Below are 18,069 nucleotides of genomic sequence, written 5' to 3'. Positions count from 1 at the left end.
TCGGCGACGCTACCCGGCCGCCCAGGCCAGCGCCGTGGTCATCACCCGGAACGCCCCGAAGTGCGCCGCGCCGGGCTCCAGGAAGAGCTCGGCGCCCGGGATGTGGTCGGCCAGCCAGCGCGAGTGGTCCACCGGCGAGAACTGGTCGTCCGCGCCGTGCCAGAGCCAGGTCGGCACCCCGATCGACCCGACGTCGAAGCCCCAGTCGGCGGTGAAGGCCAGTACGTCGTCGATCCAGCCGTCCGCGCCGTGCCGGAACGCCTCCCGGTAGTTGCTCTGCAGCATCCGCCGCAGCCCGCTGTCCGCCACCACCTCCCGGTCGGCGGGGGAGAGTTCGGTGCGCAGCCCGTTCAGCAGCCGGACCGGGTCGTCCTTGATCTGCCGGGAGCGGAACTCCATCGCGTCGGCGATCCGCCCGTGCCCGCGCTCCGCCTCCCGGTAGGCCCGGACGTTGGACGGGGTCATCCCCGCGTACCAGTCCAGGCCGGTGGCGTTCCGCGGCGCCAGCCCCACCAGCACCGCCACCCGGCTGACCCGCCCCGGCAGCATCGCCGCGCAGGCCAGCGCGTGCGGGCCGCCGCCGGAGCGCCCCAGCACCGCGAAGTCGCCCAGCCCCAACTCGTCGGCGATGGTGCGCACATCGGCCGCCGCGTGCGACACCCGGCGGCCGAACAGCCGGGTCGAGTCGCCGTAGCCCGGCCGGTCGTAGGAGATCAGCCGCACCCCCAGCCGGTACAGCACGGTGCTGCGCGGATGCGGTCCGACCCGGCTGCCCGGCATGCCGTGCAGCAGGAACACCGGACGGCCGCGCGGGTCGCCGAGGGACTCCACGGCGAGGGCGCGACCGTCCGCCGCTTTGACCATCCGTAACGCCACGCGTTCCTCCTCAGTGCTCCCGGTCGGTGGTGGTGCGCACCTCCCGGCGGGCCTGCCAGGTGGTGTGCTCGCGGGACACCGCGTCCTCGGCGTCCCGGGCCAGCCGGGCCCAGATCTCCTCGGCGTCCATCGACTCCAGGTCCAGCCGGGCGAGTTGCAGGCGGATCAGCTCCAGCTCCTCGGCGGCCAGCCCGTACGCGGCGGCCAGCGGGCGGTACTGGCGCAGCTGCGCCCAGGCGGTGACCGAGGCGGCCACCGCCGACACCGTGCCCAACGCGTCGTAGGTGAAGGCGCCGAGCGCCCGCAGCACCGCCAGCGCCAGGCCCAGCGCCGGCAGCAGCACCCCCAGCACGCCGGTCCAGTAGCCGGCGCGGGCGCAGTAGCGGGCCTTGTCGCGGTACCAGTCGTGCTGCACCCGGATCCGCTCGTTCAGGTACACCTCGCGGCGCACCGCCAGCGGCTGCCCGCGCAGGTCGCGCATGGCCGGGGTGATGTCCACCCCGGTCGCCGGCACCGCCACCGGGCCGTCCCGGAACGCGGCCAGCACCCGGGCGAGTTGGAAGCGGTACAGGCCCTCGGCGTCCGGCAGGCTGTGCGGCGGCGGCTGGTAGGCGTCCGCCCGGACGGCGAACTTCCAGGCCAGCGTCTTCACCGACTCGGCGGCCGCCCGGCCCTGGTACCAGAGGCCCTGCGGGTTCTGCCGGCCGATCACCACGGCCAGTGCCATCGCGCCCAGGTAGGCCGCGGCGGCCGGCCAGGCCCAGGGCTCGCCGTCGGCCGAGCCGGTCGCGGCCGCGACCAGCAGCAGGAGCAGCTCCCAGGCGCAGAGCAGCACCGAACGGCGCTGGCCGCGCAGCGAGGCCGCGTCGGCGGCCCAGAAGAACTCGGGCAGCAGCTCCCGCTCGCGCACCCACCCGGTCCGTCCCGCACCAGACGCCATGCTCGGCCCCCACCCGTCGCTCCGGTCCCTCCGCTCTCCTGCCCCGGGCGGGTCGCCGGTACGCCTGGCCGTGGCCGGGGTGCCGCGCAATGGCCGGGAAGGCCCGGTGGATTGTCCGGTACGCCCCGTGGTCGGACGGTCGCGGGCCGTCAGCAAGGCGTCGCCGGTAGGTGTGGTCGCCAGTGGCTGTGGCCGCCGGTAGCTGTGGCCGCCAGTAGCTGCGGTCGTCGGTGGGTGTGGTCGTCGGTGGGTGTGGTCGTCAGTAGGTGTAGAGGATGCGCTCGGCGTTGTCGGCCATCTGCTTGGCGTTCCACTCGGTGCCCCCCGGGACGTTGCCGGAGCGGAACAGCGGCGGCGCGGCGGCGTCCCCGGCGGCCGCCCGGTCGGCCAGCCGGCCGACCGCGGAGGCCACCACGGCCTGCATCAGCGCGCTGGTGACGATGGTGGAGACCGGGCCGAAGGAGGTCTCGGCGCCCGGGTGGGTCAGCTCGCCGTCGCCCACCGCGACCTTGCTGTCCAGCACCACGTCGCAGTGGTCCTTGAGGTACGTGCCGGAGGGGTGCGCCGAGGGCACCTCGTCGGGGTAGGCCAGCGAGGTCACCCCGATCACCTTGAGGCCGCGGTCCCGGGCGTACCGGGCCAGCTCGACCGGCATCACCTGGCGGCCGGAGAGCGAGATCAGGAACAGCAGGTCCCCGCTGGTCGCCGGAGTCAGGTCCAGGGTCGAGGTGGCCAGCCCGGACACCCGCTCCAGCGCGCTGGCCAGCGGTGCGGGCATCATCGTCACCCCGGCCATCCCGGGCACGTTCAGCAGGTTCATCGGGACCAGCCCGCCGGCCCGGTAGACGACGTCCTGGGCCGGCAGCGAGGAGTGCCCGGCGCCGAAGGTGAACACCCGGCGGCCCTCGGTGATCGCCTCGGCCAGCAGGGCGGCCGCCGCCTCGATGGTGTCGGACTCCTCCGCGCGGACCCGGTTCAGGTGGGCGATCGCGGCGTCGAAGTACCGGCCGACCAGGTCGTTCATCGGTTGCCTTCGCTCTCTGCCGGTGGGGGCGCCGGCCGGGTGGGGCGGCCTGGATGGCCCGGACCGCCAGTGGAGAAAGCTACGGCGAGCACGGTCGCGCCCCGGCGGCACCGCTGTCAACAGGAACGAAAAGCAGTCCCGGAAACCCCGGGGCGGGCCCGGTTGTCGGTGCGGTACGTCAGAATTGGCGGTGAGGACACCGAAGAACGGAGCCAGCGGCGATGTCTGGGCTGATCGACACCACTGAGATGTACCTTCGCACCATCCTGGAACTGGAGGAAGAGGGCATCGTCCCGATGCGGGCCCGGATCGCGGAGCGCCTGGAGCAGAGCGGCCCCACGGTCAGCCAGACGGTCGGCCGGATGGAGCGCGACGGGCTGCTCCAGGTCGCCGGGGACCGCCACCTCGAACTGACCGAGGAGGGCCGCCGGCTCGCGGTGCGCGTCATGCGCAAGCACCGCATCGCCGAGTGCCTGCTGGTCGACGTGATCGGCCTGGAGTGGGAGCAGGTGCACGAGGAGGCCTGCCGCTGGGAGCACGTGATGAGCGAGACGGTCGAGCGCAAGGTGCTCGCCATGCTCGGCCACCCGACCCAGTCCCCGTACGGCAACCCGATCCCGGGGCTGGACGAGCTGGGCGACACCAAGGCCGAGGGCGAGGGCTTCGACGCCGCGCTCGTCCCGCTGGACGCCGTCAAGCCGGGCGAGGCCGGGGCGGACGTGGTGGTCCGCCGGATCGGCGAGCCGATCCAGACCGACAGCGAGCTGATGAGCACCCTGCGCCGGGCCGGCGTCCGGCCGGGCTCCACGATCAAGGTGACCGTCGGCACCGGCGCCGGCGGCGTGCTGGTCGGCACCGGGGACAACGCGGCGGAGCTGGGCAAGGACATCGCCCAGCACGTCTTCGTCGCCCAGGCCTGACCTCGCGCCCGACCGGGCCCGGTCACCCCGCTCCGTACGGCGGTCCGGAGGCTCCGCGTGACGGCCTGGGAGCTCCGGTGACGGTCGGGGCCCGCTGCTCCCCGTGCAGCGGGCCCTTCCCGTCCCTCCCCGGCTCCCTCCCTGTCCCCTCCGGCCCCTCCCGCCCCTCCCGTTCCCTCCCGCCCCTCCACCGCCTCGCCCGGCTTCCCCGTCCGAGCGACCCTTCCGGCGACCCCACACACCGCAATTCCTCCCCTCGGCCGATCATGGCAATCCTTGAGCGCTGTCACTCGTACGAGGGGCTTTCCCGGTTGACCAGCGGGTAGACCGAGGCCTTATCCGCACATGCGTGTGACGGGCCCCGCCTCCGGTGGGAGGCAAGGCCCGTCACTCGCGCGCGTTGTGTCGCGCGGTGCACGCCCTCACCCGATCGGCGCAGGGCGGCAGGCTTTCGGCCGTTCAGACGCCGGCCGGCTGGGCGGCCGGGAGCTGCTGGGCGGGCGCCTCGCGGCCGCAGGCGTAGGCGAGCGGGCTGATCAACTCGGCGGCGTCCGGCAGCCAGCGGTTGGACTCGGAGGGGGAGCGGGCCCACTGGGCGTAGCCGGTGGAGCCGATCCGTGAGGGCGGGGCGACCGTCCAGTCCCCCTCGCCGCGGGCGACCAGGTCCAGCCGCCCGGGCGGCCAGCCGAGCTTGCGGAGCATCTCCGGCAGCTTGGCCGCGACCCCGGGCAGCACCAGGAAGTGCAGCCGCCGCCCGAGCCGGCCGGGCGAGCTGGGCAGCACCACGACCGGGCCGAGCTGGAGGTCCATCCGCTCCATCCGGGCCAGCGCCAGGCACCCGGCGGTCTCCGGCACGTCCAGGACGTCGAAGGACCGGCCGGTGGGCAGCAGGATCGAGGCCTTGGGCCGTTCGGTCCACCAGCGCCGCACCGCACCCGGCCCGGCGCTCGCCTTGCGGGCCCAGTCCGCGTCCAGCGGGTGGGCGCCCGGCTGGGGGCAGCGCTGGTCGCCGCAGGAGCAGTGGGAGGGTCCGTCGCCGTCGATCAGCCAGGCGCCCGGGGCCACCTCCCAGTGGCGGTTCTCGGCGTAGCTGACGGCTTCGATCAGCAGCGGGGGCAGGCCGGCGTTCTTGTCCTGGCCGGGGGCGTCGGGGATGTCTTCCACGGGCTGCTCAACTACCGTGCGTGAGGCTGGTTACGGCCCGAGGGGCCCCGGTCGGCCGCATCCCGGCAATGTCACCCGAACCGGTGACTCAAGCGAGTTGGGGCGGGCGGAGGCAGGCGCAGCGGGGGCGCACGGAAGCATTCCCCAGGGCGCGTGGGGGGTGCGGTTCGTCACCGTGGGTATCCCGCTGGCGTTGCTGATCGCTAACCTGGTGTCAGATTCCTTGGACGGTCGGACAGTCGGCAACAGATCAGCACATCGTCGCCCGCCGGCCGGGACCGGAGGGTGTGGGGAGGCGAAGCCCAATGGCCGCGAGACCACTCGTCGCACGACAGCCCAACGAGCGCCTGCAGCAACTGATCCAGGAGGCCAGTTGCTCCAACGCCGGCCTGGCCCGCAGGGTCAACCTGTGCGGCGCGGAGCACGGACTGGACCTGCGCTACGACAAGACCTCCGTCGCCCGCTGGCTGCGCGGGCAGCAGCCGCGCGGTCAGGCGCCGGCCGTGATCGCCGAGGCGCTCGGGCGCAAGCTCGGCCGCAGCGTGTCGGTCGAGGAGATCGGCATGGCCGACGGCAAGAACCTCAGCTCCGGCATCGGGCTGCAGTTCGCGCCGACCCTGAACGCGGCCCTGGAGCAGGTGTGCGAGCTGTGGCGCAGTGACGTCGGCCGGCGGGACTTCCTCACCGGGGCGACGGTCGCCGCCTCCGCGCTGGTGGAGCCCAGCCGGGACTGGCTGATCACCCCGCCCGACCCGGTGGTGGCCCGCACCGGCGGCCCTCGGGTCGGCCCCACGGACGTGGCCGCGATCAAGGCGACCACCGCGATGCTGGTCGACCTGGACCACCGCTTCGGCAGCGGCCATGTGCGCCCGGTGGTCGTGCACTACCTCAACTCGGTGGTCTCCGGCCTGCTCGGCGGCGCCTACCGGGAGGAGACCGGCCGCCAACTCTTCGCCGCGGTGGCCCGGTTGACCGAACTGGCCGGCTACATGGCGGTGGACACCGGGCAGCCCGGACTCGCCCAGCGCTACTACATCCAGGCCCTGCGGCTCGCCCAGGCCGCCGACGACCGCGGCTACGGCGGCTACGTGCTGGCCGCCTCGATGAGCCACCTGGCGGCCACCCTCGGCAACCCGCGGGAGATCGCCCAGCTCGCCCGCGCCGCCCAGGAGGGCGCCCGTACGGTGGCCACCCCGACGGCGATGGCGATGTTCTACGCCGCCGAGGCCCGCGGCCACGCCCTGCTCGGCGACGCCCGCTCCTGCGAGGCGGTGTCGGCCAAGGCGCTGGAGATGATGGAGAAGCGCCGCCCCGAGGACGACCCGGACTGGATCGCCCACTTCGACGACGCCTACCTCGCCGACGAACTCGCCCACTGCCACCGGGACCTCGAACAGGCCGGGCCGGCCGAGCACTACGCCCGCCGGGCGCTCGACCTGCACCCGCCGACCCGGGTCCGCCGCCGCGCGGTGGACCTCGTGCTGCTCGCCACCGCCCAGCTCCAGCAGCGCGACCTGGAACGCGCCTGCGAGACGGGCACCCAGGCGGTGCGGCTGCTCAGCGGGCTGCGCTCCAACCGGGGCGTGGAGTACCTGGACGAGTTCCGGCGCCGGCTGGAGCCCTACCGGGAGCAGCGGGTGGTGCGCGAGTTCCACGCCAGGGCGGACGCGGAGGCGGCCTGACCGTCGTCCGTGCAGGGAGCGTGTGGGAAGTCCCGCCCGCGTGGTCACCCGATGGGGCGAACCGGTAGCGTGGGCGCGACGTCCAAGGAACTGTGATGCTCCCAAGAACCGACGAGATGTGGTCCGCCGCCAGTGCGCGGTCCTGCACAGGTGAGGAATCGCGTTGAGTCAGCGCCGCTCGTACAACTCGGGTGACTTCAACCTGGACGACCTGTTCCGCCCCGAGCCCGGCCAGCCCCAGGGCCAGCCGGGCCAGCAGCAGGGCCCCACGGCCGTGCCGCCGGTGGGCCGGCCGTCCGGGCAGCCCGAGTACCTGGGCGAGGGCGCGCAGGCGCCGCCCACCCAGGCGATGCCCCCCCAGCAGCCCGCCTGGGGCGCCCCGCCGCAGGCCGGTTACGGCGCCCCGCCGCAGACCCAGCCGGCCCCCGAGACCCAGCACCTGCCGCCGTACCCGGCCGGCGACCCGCAGGGCGGCTACCCGGCGCCGCAGCCCGGCTACGGCGTCGCGCCGCAGGCCGCGCCCGGCTACCAGGGCTACCCGCAGGCCGCGCAGCAGCAACCGCAGCCGCACCAGCAGCAGCAGTCGCACCAGCCGGGCTACCCGGCGCAGGGCTACGCCCAGGACGGGTACGCCCAGGACGGCTACGGGCCGGACGGCTACGGGTCCGACGGCTACCGGCCGGACCAGGACGCCACCCAGGCGGGGCGCGGCGGCCGCGGCGGCCGGTCCTCCAACAAGCTGGTCATCGGCGGCGTGGTCGCGGGCTTCGCGGCGGCCGGTGTGCTGGTCGCCGTGCTGATGAGCGGTGGCGACGACACCACCAAGGGCGGCCAGAAGACCGCCCCGGTCGCGGCCACCGGCGGCACCGCCACCGGTGCGGCGAGCGCGAGCGGCTCCGGCGCCGCCGTCGACCCGGAGGTCAAGGCGCAGGCCCAGCCGCTGTCCGACCTGCTGGGCACCGCGAGCGACAGCCGCAGCGCGGTGGTCTCGGCGGTCGCCTCGGTGCAGAAGTGCGACAAGCTCCCCGACTCGCAGCAGGCGCTGGCCGCCGCGGCCGGCAAGCGGCGCGAGCTGCAGACCAAGCTCAGCCAGTTGAAGACCGACAAGCTGCCCGGCGGCCAGCAGTTGGTCGAGCAGCTGAACGCCGCCTGGACGGCCTCGGCCCAGGCCGACGACGAGTACGCGGCCTGGGCGGGCGACGCCCAGTCCTCCTGCGACCCGAAGAAGCCGGACACCGGCAACCAGCACTACAAGAACGCCGTGCAGGCCAGCGGCACGGCGACCACCGCGAAGAAGCAGGCCTCGACCCTGTGGAACACGATCGCCACTCAGGCCGGCCTGCCCAGCCGCGGCGACGGCGACCTGTAGCGGACCCCGGAACGCCGGAGGGCGGGCCCGCGCAGGGCCCGCCCGCCCGTCCGTGTGTGGTGCGGGGCGGGGTGGATCAGGACGGGGAGCGGGCCCCGGTGAGGACCCAGCGGACGTCCACGAAGCCCGGCTGCTGCAAGGTCATCCGACCGTTCCTGACCACCTGGTAGGTGACCCAGGTGTTGACCAGCCGGGGCGACTCGGTGCTGGGCAGCATGTTGGTGGTGCCCCAGTTCAGCGGCGGGGTGAGGCCGACGTCGATGCCCTCGCCGCTGTCCAGCAGGGCGTCGACGGACTTCGCCTCGACCGGCTTGCCGGCCGCGGTGAGCTTCTCCACCACCACCCGGAACACCTCGTAGGCGACCCAGGTGGTCTGCACGCCCGGGTCGGAGACGTCGACGGCGTGCCCGTCGGTGGCTTGGGAGCGGACCACCGCGCGCAGCCCGTCCCAGGTCTTGGCCGACTCCGGCGGGTACCAGCTGGTGACGAACGCGCCGGCCAGCGGGCCGGAGTCACCGCCGGTGGAGTCGACCACCGACTGCTGGACGCTGCCGATCACCGAGGCGATCCGGGTGTTCCGCACGTTCTGCCGCCGGTAGGCGTCCAGCAGGTTGCCCGTCGGCTCGGAGGTCAGGGCGCTGGTGACGCAGTTACCCGGGTCGTCCCTGCCGATCGCCTTGCGGACCACCTGGCTGTAGTCGGAGGACTGCTCGGGCGCCTTGACGTCCAGCAGCTTGATACCGGCCGGCTTGAGCGCGTTGCCCAGGTAGCCGAGCAGGTTGTCACCGGCCGGGGTGTCCGGGCGGATCAGCGAGACGGCCTTGCAGCCGGCGTCGACCAACTGGCGGCCGCTGCCGGCGATCAGCGCGGGCATGCCGCCGTCCACCGGGTAGGACAGCGGGCTGGAGAACTCCGGCTGGGACAGGCCGTAGCCGCCGATCAGCGGGATGCCGGCCCGCTCCAGCACCGGCATGAAGGCGTCGCCCCACTGGCTGTAGGAGCCGAGCACGGCCACCGCCTTGGCGTCCACCGCCTGCTGGGCGCAGGCCTTGGCGCCGTCGGCGGTGTTGTGCTCGTTGCAGGTGATCACGTGCAGCCGGTGACCGCTCAGACCGCCCTTGACGTTGACGTCCCGGCCGATCGACTCGGCGAGCGCGGTCATGCCGGGACGGTCCGCGGAGCCGGTGCCGGACGGGGCCCAGGTCATCACGGTCAGCTCGTCGGCGGCCGTGGAGGCCCCGGCCGGTCCGCCGCACGCGGAGGCCGAGAAGAGGGTGGGGAACAGCACCGCGGCGGTCACCGCGGCGGCGATCGGACGGCGCGGGCGGCGTCCGCTGATCGTGGGACGGGCCCGGGACGAGTCCCTTCGGCTGGTCATCGGTCTTCCCTCTCTGGGGCGCCATCCGGCGCACCGGGGGACAGCCAAGCCCCGGAGCCGCAAGCCGAGAGGGACGAAATGTGAACGCCCGGCCAACGGACACCGAAATCCGGGTCGGTACGCGTGTAGATCGCGAGTGGAGCACGAACAGACGGGGAACGTACGATCGTTCACCATGTCCGCCAGCACAGATTCTTCGCACCGGTCCGCCCGAAACCCTTCTCGTCCGGGCCACCGCTCCAGCACGATGGGCGGCATGCCGCTCAACGACCTGCCCTGGTGGCGCTGGCGAGCCCGACTCCGCTCGGCGCTGCACATGCTGTCCGACCCCGGTTTCCAGCACGAGGCCTGGCTCACCGGCCGGGAAGGCTACGGGGACGTGACCGACGCCGTCTACCGGTTGGTCGAGGACACCTGGCTGGACCGCTGGTCCGCCGAGAAGTACGTGGGCACCATCTTCCGCGACTCCGCCGAGGCCGCGCTGGTCGACGTCGCGGTGCTGCGCGCGGTCCAGATGCTGCACGAGGTCGGCGCCGACGCCCCGGCCTCCGCCTACCTCGGCCACCCCGGCTGGCCGGAGACCGTCCGGGCCGCCCGCGAGGCGCACGTCGCCCTCGCCGCCGGGGACGGGGACGACCCGGACGCGGCGCCCAAGTCCCTCGACGTGCTGCGGATCCTGACCCAGGTCTGAGGCGGGGCCGACCCAGGTCCGAGGCGGGGCCCTACCCGGGGCCCGAGGCGTGGCCCTACCCGGGGCCCGAGCCGGGGCCCGAGGCGTACCGCCGGTCGGCGCCGTCCCGCAGTACGGGCAGCGGGGCGGCGACTGTCCAGGATGTGACACGCTGGACCATTCACGCACGCGCGTCACGCATTCGTACGACCTCAGAACGGGATACCCGCAGTGGAACAGCAGCCGGCCAGCGCCCAGTACGTCCTCACGCTGTCCTGCCCCGACAAGCAGGGCATCGTCCACGCTGTCTCCAGCTACCTCTTCATGACCGGCTGCAACATCATCGACAGCCAGCAGTTCGGGGACGGGGACACCGGACTGTTCTTCATGCGGGTGCACTTCTCCGCCCCCGAACCGGTCACCGCCGACAAGCTGCGGGCCAGCTTCGCCGCGATCGGCGCGTCCTTCGGGATGGACTGGCAGATCCACCCGACCGAGCAGCGGATGCGGATCGTCCTCATGGTCAGCAAGTTCGGGCACTGCCTGAACGACCTGCTCTACCGCACCCGGATCGGCGCCCTGCCGGTGGAGATCGCCGCGGTGGTCTCCAACCACACCGACCTCCAGGACCTCACCGAGAGCTACGGCATCCCCTTCCACCACATCCCGGTCACCCGGGACACCAAGGCCGAGGCGGAGCGGCAGCTGCTGGACCTGGTCGAGAAGGAGAACGTCGAACTGGTCGTGCTGGCCCGCTACATGCAGGTGCTCTCCGACCAGCTGTGCACCGAGCTGTCCGGCCGCGTGATCAACATCCACCACTCCTTCCTGCCGAGCTTCAAGGGCGCCAAGCCGTACCACCAGGCGCACGCCCGCGGCGTGAAGCTGATCGGTGCGACCGCGCACTACGTCACCGCCGACCTCGACGAGGGCCCGATCATCGAGCAGGAGGTGGCCCGGGTCACCCACGACGTCAGCCCGGACCAGCTGGTCGCGCTCGGCCGGGACGTCGAGTGCCAGGCGCTGGCCCGCGCGGTCAAGTGGCACAGCGAGCACCGGGTGCTGCTGGACGGGACCAGGACGGTCGTCTTCGCGTAAGCGACGGTCGGCCGCGGGCCAGCAACTGTCGTCCGCGGGTAGGCGACGGTCGTCCGTGCGCAGGCGCTGCAGGAGCGTTACGGCCGCGCCAGCAGCGGCAGCGCGTGCAGCACCTGGCGCACCGCGGCCCGGTCGCCGTGCTCGCCCACCGGCAGCCGGTCCGGGTCCCGGTGCGCGGCCGCCAACTGGCACAGCTCCAGGCCGTCCAGCACCATCGAGGCCACCGGCTCCCCGGCGGCGGGCCCGCTCGGCCCGCTCGGCCAGGCCGGTCCGGCCTGGCCGGCCGGTCCGCTCGGCCTGCTCGGTCCGCCGTCCAGCGGCACCAGCCACTCGCCGGCCGCCGGACCGTCCACCACCAGCCGCACCCGCCGATCGGTCCGACCGTCCCCGGACGGCGCCCCGGCGGACGCGGGCTGCGCCGCGCGCAGCCCCGCCAGCGCCCGCGGCAGCAGCCGGACCACCAGCTCCACCATCTGCCGCAGGTGCTGCGGCGCCGGCGGAGCGTACGGGTAGGCCACCGCGCGGGCCACGTCCTCGCCGTGCACGAAGCACTCCAGGGCGCGCTCCACGAAGGCGTCGCGCAGCGGCAGCACCGCGAAACCGAGGTCGACCGGGGTGCTGCCCTGCGGGGCCAGCGCGGCGCTGCGCACCAGGTCGTGGGTCTGCTGCCGCCACCGGGCGCGCACCGACCGGGGTGGCAGACCGGCCTGGTCGGCGAGCAGCCGGGCGGTCCGCGCCGCGTCCGCCGTGTACCGGCCGCCCTGCGGGGGCACCCGCGGCACCGGGACGGCCGCCTCCTGCGGCGGCACCCGCCGCTCCGCGGCCGGCACCGGCCCGGGCCCGGCGGCGGCCGGCACCGGGTCGGGCAGGCCGAGGGCGAGTGCCAGGAAGCCGTCCGCCGCGGTCAGCCGGCCCAGCACCTCGGCGGGGCGCAGCAGTTCGCTGCCGCCGTGCCACGGCAGTTCGGCCACCTCCTGCCACTCCTCCGGGCCGAGGTCGCGCAGCAGGGCGTCCAGCTTGGCGGTCTCCGCGGTGTACGGCATCCCCCAGGCGGGGACGGGCAGTTCGGCCGGGCGGCGGGCCAGGCACCAGTCCAGCACCTGCTGGCGCAGCGAACCGGGCTGGTCCAGCGGCTCGTCCAGGGACAGCCAGCCGGCCGCCTCGCGCAGTCGGTCCGCCTCGTCGGCGCACTCCGGGCAGGCCGGCAGGTGCTGCTCCAACTCGGCGGCCTCGCGCGGCGGGCAGGCACCCAGGGACCAGGCGCCGAGCAGCGAGCGCAGGGCGTCGTGCCGCTCCTCGCTCATCCGCCCGCGCACCTCTCGACGGTTCGCACGCTCACCTTCACCTGCCCTCGTTCCCGTTCCCGTCCCCGTGCTCCTGGCGGGCGCGTTCGTCGGCCAGTTCGGTGGCCAGCAGCTCCAGCCCGAGCCGCATCCGCTGCTTGGCGGCCTGCTCGCTGATGCCGAGCAGTCGGGCCGTCTCCTGGTAGGTGCGGCCGTCGTAGTACGTCACCGCGATGGTCTCACGCAGGGGTTGGGGCAGGGAGTCGACCACGTACTGCATGCGCGCGGCGGTGGCGACGGCCCGGATCTCCTGCTCGGCCGCCCCGCCGTGCTCCGGCGCCAGTTCGGAGCCGCGCCGCGCCCGCAGCCGTTCGACCGCGCGGCGGTGGGTGAGCGCGCCCAGCCAGGAGCGCAGCGAGCCCCGGTCGGGGTCGAAGTCCTCGGGGTGCTCCCAGGCGTGGGCGAAGACCTCCCTGGTGAGCTGGGCGGCGGCCGCCTGGTCGGCGAGTATCCGGCCGGCCAGGCCGTGCACCATCGGGGCGAGCCGGTCGTACAGTTCGCCGAGCGCGGTCTCCTCGCCGCGGGCGAGGCGTCGCTGCAACTGCTCGTCCCAGCGCGGGATCCGGTCCGGGGCGGCCATCGAGAACCACCCTCCTGCCCGGTTCGCTGGCGTTACCCAACGGTATCCCCTGGCCGGTCCGCGGCGGGAGGGATTCGGGCAAGAACGGAACCCGGCCTCGTGGTTCGCCGCCGCTGCCGCTGTTCGAGAACCGCTGGACATATGTCGCACGGGTGGTTCGCGAGTGGCGGGCGGGGCGGCGGGAGTGTCCGGCGGTAGGTTCCCGCCCAGGGCGGGTCCGAACAGGCCCCGCGGGACCGGCGTCGGCCCGGGCCGGACGAGTGCCGGTGCGAGGCTCGCGAGAGTGAACGGGACAGTATGCACTGCCCTGTCCCCCGATCGCCGGAATATGCCCGAAGCGCTTGCTGCGGTCCGTCCGCCCACCCATCCTGAGGCGTATTCGTGTCGCGGCCGTTGTGCGACTGACGAGTTGACGCGGGCGAGTGGCGCGGGCGGGCGGACGGGTCGGCGAGCGCCCGGGTGGGCCCCGGGTGGCACCGGGCGAAGTGCGAGGGCCCCGCCGGCCGGCTGATCCGGCCCGATCGGGACGTTGGCCGAACTGCGAGTGCAGGTGGTGGAGCGGTGCAGGTTCTTCAGGTACAGCTTGCGGTGCAGGCGGACCCCGCCGAGGTCGGCCGGGCCCGGCGGTGGGTGCGCTCGCGGCTGCTGAACCACGGGGTGGACCCGGACGCGCCGATGTCCGAGACGGTGGTGCTGGTGGTCTCGGAACTGGTGACCAACGCCGTGGTGCACACCGGCTGTCCGGCCGTGCTGAGACTCTGCCTGCCGGTGGCCGAGGGCCCGGCGCAGGACGCTCCGCCCGGCCCGCTGCGGGTGGAGGTGGCCGACGCGAGCCAGGCTGCCCCGGCCCCCCGGCACGCCGGGGCGGACGAGGACGCCACCAACGGCCGCGGACTGGAGCTGGTCGAGCTGCTCTGCGACCGCTGGGGCTGGTACCCGGACGGTTCGGGCAAGCGGGTCTGGTGCGAGATTGGCGCCGGGGCGCGGCCGGTCGATCCGATGGCGGGCGTGGACTGGGCGGCGCTGGCGCAGTAGCGGCCTCCCGCGACGATCACCGGCCGAAAGCTGACGCAACCATTCCGAATTTCCGACTACCCATTGACGTGACGTATCCGACTGATCACGCTTGGGTGCGGCTCCCGTTGCGAGGGGACGCCGAGGGAACGTCCGTCCGCCGTCACGGTGCTGCTGTCCAGGGGGATCGCGTCAGCAGGGGGGATCGTGGACTGCCGGTCGCGGACGGATCCTCGGCGAGTGCGGAGGGCCCGGCGCGGGTTCAGGGCCCGCGTGCCGTGATCGGACGGCGGCCCGGCACGCTGCGCTCGGTGCGCAGGTGGCCGGCCGTCGTCCGTGGTGCCGCTCCGGACGATCGAATTCCGGCCACGCGTCCGGCTTCTTCCGGGCGTCGGTCGCCCTGTTCCCCCTGTCCCGGCCCTACCCGCCCGCCGTAGTGCTGCTGTTGCTCAGAGCGGGGCGGTCCGGAAGGTGCGCCGGTAGGCGCTCGGGGCCACGTCCAGCCGGCCGCGCAGCTGCAACCGCAGTGAGGCGGCGGTGCCGAAGCCGGACTCCCGGGCGACCTGGTCGATCGACAGGTCGGTGCGTTCCAGCAACTGCCGTGCCCGCTCGGTGCGCTGGGTGGTGATCCACTGGCCCGGGCTGGCGCCGGTCTCCTCGCGGAAGCGCCGGGTGAAGGTCCGTACGCTCATGCCCGCCCGTTCGGCGAGCCGGTTCAACGGCAGCGGCCCGTCCAGGTGTTCCAGCGCCCAGGCGCGCACGGCGGCGGTGCCGGCGCCCCCGGTCTCCACCGGGCTCGGGGCCTCGACGTACTGCTTCTGGCCGCCGTCGCGCCAGGGCGGCACCAGGCAGTTGCGGGCCACCGCGTTGGCCACCGCGCTGCCGTGGTCGCGGCGCACCACGTGCAGGCAGAGGTCCACCCCGGCGGCCACCCCGCCGGAGGTGAGGACGTCGCCGTCGTCGGTGTAGAGCACGTCGGGGTCGAGCAGCACCTGGGGGAACAGCCGGGCGAAGCGCTCGGTGTAGCGCCAGTGGGTGGTGGCCGGGCGGCCGTCCAGCAGGCCGGCAGCGGCCAGGATGAAGGAGCCGGTGCAGATCGACACCAGCCGGGTGCCGGGCCGGATCCGGGCCAGCGCGGCGGCCAGCTCCGGGGTGAAGCAGGCGTCGGCGACGGCCGGGGCGGAGTCGGCGGAGGCCGGGATCACCACCGTGTCGGCCCGCGCCAGCAGTTCGGGCCCGTGGTCGACCATGACCCCGAAGTCGGCGCTGGTGGCGACCGGTCGGCCGTCCAGGGTGCAGGTGGCCACCTCGTAGAGGGGTTGCCCGGCCGGGCCCTTGGCGCTGCCGAAGATGCGGGCGGGGATGCCGAGTTCGAAGGCGATCACGCCGTCCAGGGCGAGTACCGCGACCAGGTGTGCCATGGGCTCCCCTCGGGTGTCGGTGGGTCCGGGCCAGCGTACGCCCGGTCGTGGCCCGAATCTTGCGAAAGCTGTCATTCAGGCCACTCGTCGGGGCCCCGGCCGCCCGGAACACTCGTTCGCGTGACCGAACGCAGCGCCCTCACCCCCACCCCCGTCCCCGATCCGACCGCCTCCGCCCCGATCGCCTCCGCTCCGATCGCCTCCGAGCGGCCCGCCCCCGCCAGGCGTGCCCGGGTGCACTACGCCTGGGTGGTGGCCGGGGTCGCCCTGCTGGTCCTGCTCGGCTCGGCCGGGTTCCGCTCCACGCCGAGCCTGATGATGGACGCCCTGCACAACGAGTTCGGCTGGTCGCTCGGGACGATCGCCAGCGCCACCTCCGTCAACCTCACCCTCTACGGCCTCACCGCCCCCTTCGCCGCCGCCCTGATGGACCGTTTCGGCGTGCGTCTGGTGGTGGTGTGCGCGCTGCTCACCATCTCGGTCGGCGCCGGCCTCACCATGCTGATGCGCCAGCCCTGGCAGCTGATCCTCTGCTGGGGCGTGCTGGTCGGCCTCGGCAGCGGCTCGATGGCCGGCGCCTTCGCCACCACCATCACCGGCCGCTGGTTCCAGGCCCGCCAGGGCCTGGTCACCGGGGTGCTCACCGCCGCCGGGGCAGCCGGGAACCTCGTCTTCCTGCCGGTCGGCGCCTGGCTGGTCGAGCAGCACGGCTGGCGCTCGGCCGTGGTCGTGGTCTCGCTCGCCGCCAGCGCCGTCGCCGTGCCCGTCCTGCTGCTGATGCGCGAGCGCCCCGCCGACCTCGGCCTGCTCCCGTACGGCGCCACCGAGGCCCCGCCCGAGCCGGCCCGGGACGGCCGCGCCCTGGCTCGCACGCTGCGGGTGCTGCGCGACGCCGCCCGCACCCGGCCGTTCTGGCTGCTGGCCGGCTCCTTCGCGATCTGCGGCGCCACCACCGCCGGCCTGGTCGGCACCCACTTCATCCCGGCCGCGCACGACCACGGCATGCCCGTCACCACCGCCGCGAGCCTGCTCGCCCTGATCGGCGTGTTCGACGTGGTCGGCACCGTGTTCAGCGGCTGGCTCACCGACCGGGTCGACTCCCGTCTGCTGCTCACCGTCTACTACGGGCTGCGCGGCGTCTCCCTGCTCCTGCTGCCGCAGCTGCTGGCCGGCTCGCTGCACCCGCCGATCCTCGCCTTCGTCGTCTTCTACGGCCTGGACTGGGTGGCCACCGTGCCGCCGACCGTCGCGCTCTGCCGCCGGCAGTTCGGCGACGACGCCCCGATCGTCTTCGGCTGGGTGCTCGCCGCCCACCAGATCGGCGCGGCCGTCGTCGCCGGGCTGGCCGGGCTGGCCCGCGACGCGCTCGGGAACTACGACCTCACCTGGTACGGCGCCGGCGCGCTGTGCGCGGTCGCGGTCGGCCTCTGCCTGGCACTGCGCACCGGGCGGCGGGGTGACCGGGCGGTGCCCGCCCTGTCCTGAGCGGAGCGGGTTCGCCCGGGACGGACGTACGTACGTCTGGCACATCCGGCACCTCCGGTACATCCGGTACCGCTGGTACGGCCGGCCAGGCCGTCGGAACGGAGGACTAGGCTCCGCATCCATGGCGCTCACCTTCACCCTCGACCCGAAGCCCGACCCCGACCTGCGCACCGCCGTGGTCCGGCTGTGGACGGACGTGACCAACGCCGGTGGCGCGGTCGGCTTCGTGGCCCCGGTCACCGAGGACGAGGTCTGGGACACTGCCGACCGCCAGTTCGCCGGGCTCGCCCCGGACGGCCCCGACCGCCTCCTGGTCGCACGCGAGAGCGCGACCGGCCGACTGGTCGGGGTGCTGTTCTTCGCCTCGATGCGCTTCGAACCGATGGAGCACTGGCGGATGCTCAAGCGGGTCATGGTGCACCCCGACTTCCAGGGCCTCGGCCACGGCGCCGCGCTGCTCGCCGAGGCCGAGCGGGTGGCCCGCGCCTGGGGCCTGGAGTCGCTGCGGCTCACCGCGCGCGGCGGCCTGGGGCTGGAGCGCTTCTACGCCCGCTGCGGCTACCGGGAGGTCGGCCGGGTGCCGGCCGCGATCCGGGTCGCCCCCGGGGACGACCGCGACGACATCACCATGTGGCTGGACCTGCGCCGACCGGCCGCCGAGGAGGGACGTCGGCCCCCTGGCCCGCGCCCGGTGTCAGGCATGCTTGACTGGGAGACCCGCCCCGGCTCGAACCAGAAGGATGTGTCCCAGTGAGCAGCAACGGCCCGCAGAAGTCGCACGCCACGCTCCGCTACACCTCCATGCGAGCCAGCATCTTCCTCGGCTGCCTGCTGGTGGCCCTGCTGCTCGGGCACTTCCAGGTCATCCCGGTGAGCGGCGAGGCCGGGATGGTCTTCCTGTTCCTGCTGGCCGCGATCGCCTCCGCGCCGCTCAGCTACGTGCTGCTGAGCAAGCAGCGCGACGAGATGTCCTCGCAGATCACCACCAAGGTCGCCGGGATGCGCAGCCGCACCGCCGACCGGATCGCCGCGCAGAACGCCGAGGAGGACGCCGTGGACGACGCCGTCCGCGCGGCGGCCTCCCGGCAGAGCTGACCCGGGGCGC

General features: G+C 74.2%; 17 protein-coding genes. 9 read left to right on the top strand and 8 right to left on the bottom strand.

Annotated elements, in window-relative coordinates; translation table 11 throughout:
* Nucleotides 1–9 precede the first annotated feature (9 nt).
* From ACIQWA_RS33595 to ACIQWA_RS33585, 3 genes are all read right to left on the bottom strand, one after another.
* Entirely contained in the window at nucleotides 10–864 is an 855-nt protein-coding gene (locus ACIQWA_RS33595; protein ID WP_402489232.1) for an alpha/beta fold hydrolase, read from the bottom strand.
* Between the two features lie 22 nt (nucleotides 865–886).
* A complete protein-coding gene (locus ACIQWA_RS33590) occupies nucleotides 887–1,786 on the bottom strand; it encodes a DUF4231 domain-containing protein (protein ID WP_402489026.1) in 900 nt (299 codons plus the stop codon).
* Nucleotides 1,787–2,075: 289 nt separating this feature from the next.
* Nucleotides 2,076–2,840, bottom strand: a complete 765-nt coding sequence (locus ACIQWA_RS33585; RefSeq protein ID WP_360239237.1) for an SIS domain-containing protein — start codon at nucleotides 2,838–2,840, stop codon at nucleotides 2,076–2,078.
* A 221-nt stretch (nucleotides 2,841–3,061) separates the two neighbouring features.
* Between ACIQWA_RS33585 and ACIQWA_RS33580 the strand changes: the two genes are divergently transcribed.
* Nucleotides 3,062–3,760 (top strand): metal-dependent transcriptional regulator, encoded by a 699-nt coding sequence (locus tag ACIQWA_RS33580; protein WP_360239234.1) that lies wholly within the window; start codon nucleotides 3,062–3,064, stop codon nucleotides 3,758–3,760.
* A gap of 459 nt (nucleotides 3,761–4,219) precedes the next feature.
* On the opposite strand, the gene ACIQWA_RS33575 is transcribed toward ACIQWA_RS33580, so the two are convergent.
* Complete coding sequence (locus ACIQWA_RS33575; RefSeq protein ID WP_402489024.1) at nucleotides 4,220–4,924, bottom strand: bifunctional DNA primase/polymerase; 705 nt, start codon at nucleotides 4,922–4,924, stop codon at nucleotides 4,220–4,222.
* A gap of 305 nt (nucleotides 4,925–5,229) precedes the next feature.
* Between ACIQWA_RS33575 and ACIQWA_RS33570 the strand changes: the two genes are divergently transcribed.
* Together ACIQWA_RS33570 and ACIQWA_RS33565 are read left to right on the top strand one after the other, a co-directional pair.
* Entirely contained in the window at nucleotides 5,230–6,606 is a 1,377-nt protein-coding gene (locus ACIQWA_RS33570) for a transcriptional regulator (RefSeq protein WP_360239228.1), read from the top strand.
* A 163-nt stretch (nucleotides 6,607–6,769) separates the two neighbouring features.
* Complete coding sequence (locus ACIQWA_RS33565) at nucleotides 6,770–7,975, top strand: hypothetical protein (protein WP_402489020.1); 1,206 nt, start codon at nucleotides 6,770–6,772, stop codon at nucleotides 7,973–7,975.
* A 76-nt stretch (nucleotides 7,976–8,051) separates the two neighbouring features.
* Here ACIQWA_RS33565 and ACIQWA_RS33560 read toward each other — a convergent pair whose 3' ends face one another.
* Nucleotides 8,052–9,353, bottom strand: a complete 1,302-nt coding sequence (locus ACIQWA_RS33560) for an ABC transporter substrate-binding protein (protein WP_402489017.1) — start codon at nucleotides 9,351–9,353, stop codon at nucleotides 8,052–8,054.
* A gap of 256 nt (nucleotides 9,354–9,609) precedes the next feature.
* On the opposite strand from ACIQWA_RS33560, the gene ACIQWA_RS33555 reads away from it, so the two are divergent.
* Nucleotides 9,610–10,044: a hypothetical protein gene (locus tag ACIQWA_RS33555; protein ID WP_360239219.1), complete on the top strand. Its 435-nt coding sequence runs from the start codon at nucleotides 9,610–9,612 to the stop codon at nucleotides 10,042–10,044.
* A gap of 210 nt (nucleotides 10,045–10,254) precedes the next feature.
* The gene (purU, locus tag ACIQWA_RS33550) at nucleotides 10,255–11,121 is read left to right on the top strand and encodes a formyltetrahydrofolate deformylase (RefSeq protein ID WP_360239216.1); all 867 of its coding nucleotides are present in this window, start codon (nucleotides 10,255–10,257) and stop codon (nucleotides 11,119–11,121) included.
* A gap of 77 nt (nucleotides 11,122–11,198) precedes the next feature.
* Here purU and ACIQWA_RS33545 read toward each other — a convergent pair whose 3' ends face one another.
* Both ACIQWA_RS33545 and ACIQWA_RS33540 read right to left on the bottom strand, forming a co-directional pair.
* On the bottom strand, nucleotides 11,199–12,425 hold the full coding sequence (locus ACIQWA_RS33545; protein ID WP_402489013.1) for a zf-HC2 domain-containing protein: 1,227 nt from the start codon (nucleotides 12,423–12,425) through the stop codon (nucleotides 11,199–11,201).
* A gap of 37 nt (nucleotides 12,426–12,462) precedes the next feature.
* Nucleotides 12,463–13,044, bottom strand: coding sequence for a sigma-70 family RNA polymerase sigma factor (locus ACIQWA_RS33540; protein WP_402489011.1), 582 nt, complete (start codon nucleotides 13,042–13,044; stop codon nucleotides 12,463–12,465).
* A gap of 561 nt (nucleotides 13,045–13,605) precedes the next feature.
* Here ACIQWA_RS33540 and ACIQWA_RS33535 point away from each other — a divergent pair.
* On the top strand, nucleotides 13,606–14,079 hold the full coding sequence (locus ACIQWA_RS33535) for an ATP-binding protein (RefSeq protein WP_360239207.1): 474 nt from the start codon (nucleotides 13,606–13,608) through the stop codon (nucleotides 14,077–14,079).
* Between the two features lie 428 nt (nucleotides 14,080–14,507).
* Here ACIQWA_RS33535 and ACIQWA_RS33530 read toward each other — a convergent pair whose 3' ends face one another.
* Nucleotides 14,508–15,479 carry a GlxA family transcriptional regulator gene (locus tag ACIQWA_RS33530; RefSeq protein ID WP_402489007.1) on the bottom strand — a complete coding sequence of 324 codons (972 nt, stop codon included), beginning with the start codon at nucleotides 15,477–15,479 and terminating at the stop codon, nucleotides 14,508–14,510.
* Nucleotides 15,480–15,599: 120 nt separating this feature from the next.
* On the opposite strand from ACIQWA_RS33530, the gene ACIQWA_RS33525 reads away from it, so the two are divergent.
* From ACIQWA_RS33525 to ACIQWA_RS33515, 3 genes are all read left to right on the top strand, one after another.
* Nucleotides 15,600–16,964: an MFS transporter gene (locus ACIQWA_RS33525; protein ID WP_402489004.1), complete on the top strand. Its 1,365-nt coding sequence runs from the start codon at nucleotides 15,600–15,602 to the stop codon at nucleotides 16,962–16,964.
* 121 nt (nucleotides 16,965–17,085) lie between these two features.
* Nucleotides 17,086–17,718: a GNAT family N-acetyltransferase gene (locus tag ACIQWA_RS33520; protein WP_402489002.1), complete on the top strand. Its 633-nt coding sequence runs from the start codon at nucleotides 17,086–17,088 to the stop codon at nucleotides 17,716–17,718.
* Nucleotides 17,715–18,059 carry a DUF4229 domain-containing protein gene (locus ACIQWA_RS33515; RefSeq protein WP_360239198.1) on the top strand — a complete coding sequence of 115 codons (345 nt, stop codon included), beginning with the start codon at nucleotides 17,715–17,717 and terminating at the stop codon, nucleotides 18,057–18,059. The genes ACIQWA_RS33520 and ACIQWA_RS33515 overlap by 4 nt, the downstream gene beginning before the upstream one ends.
* Nucleotides 18,060–18,069 lie beyond the last annotated feature (10 nt).

The sequence above is a fragment of the Kitasatospora sp. NPDC098652 genome, assembly GCF_044760155.1.
Taxonomy (GTDB): domain Bacteria; phylum Actinomycetota; class Actinomycetes; order Streptomycetales; family Streptomycetaceae; genus Kitasatospora.
The sequence above is the reverse complement of the archived record's forward strand: the minus strand, read 5'-3'. Positions and strand labels throughout refer to the sequence as shown.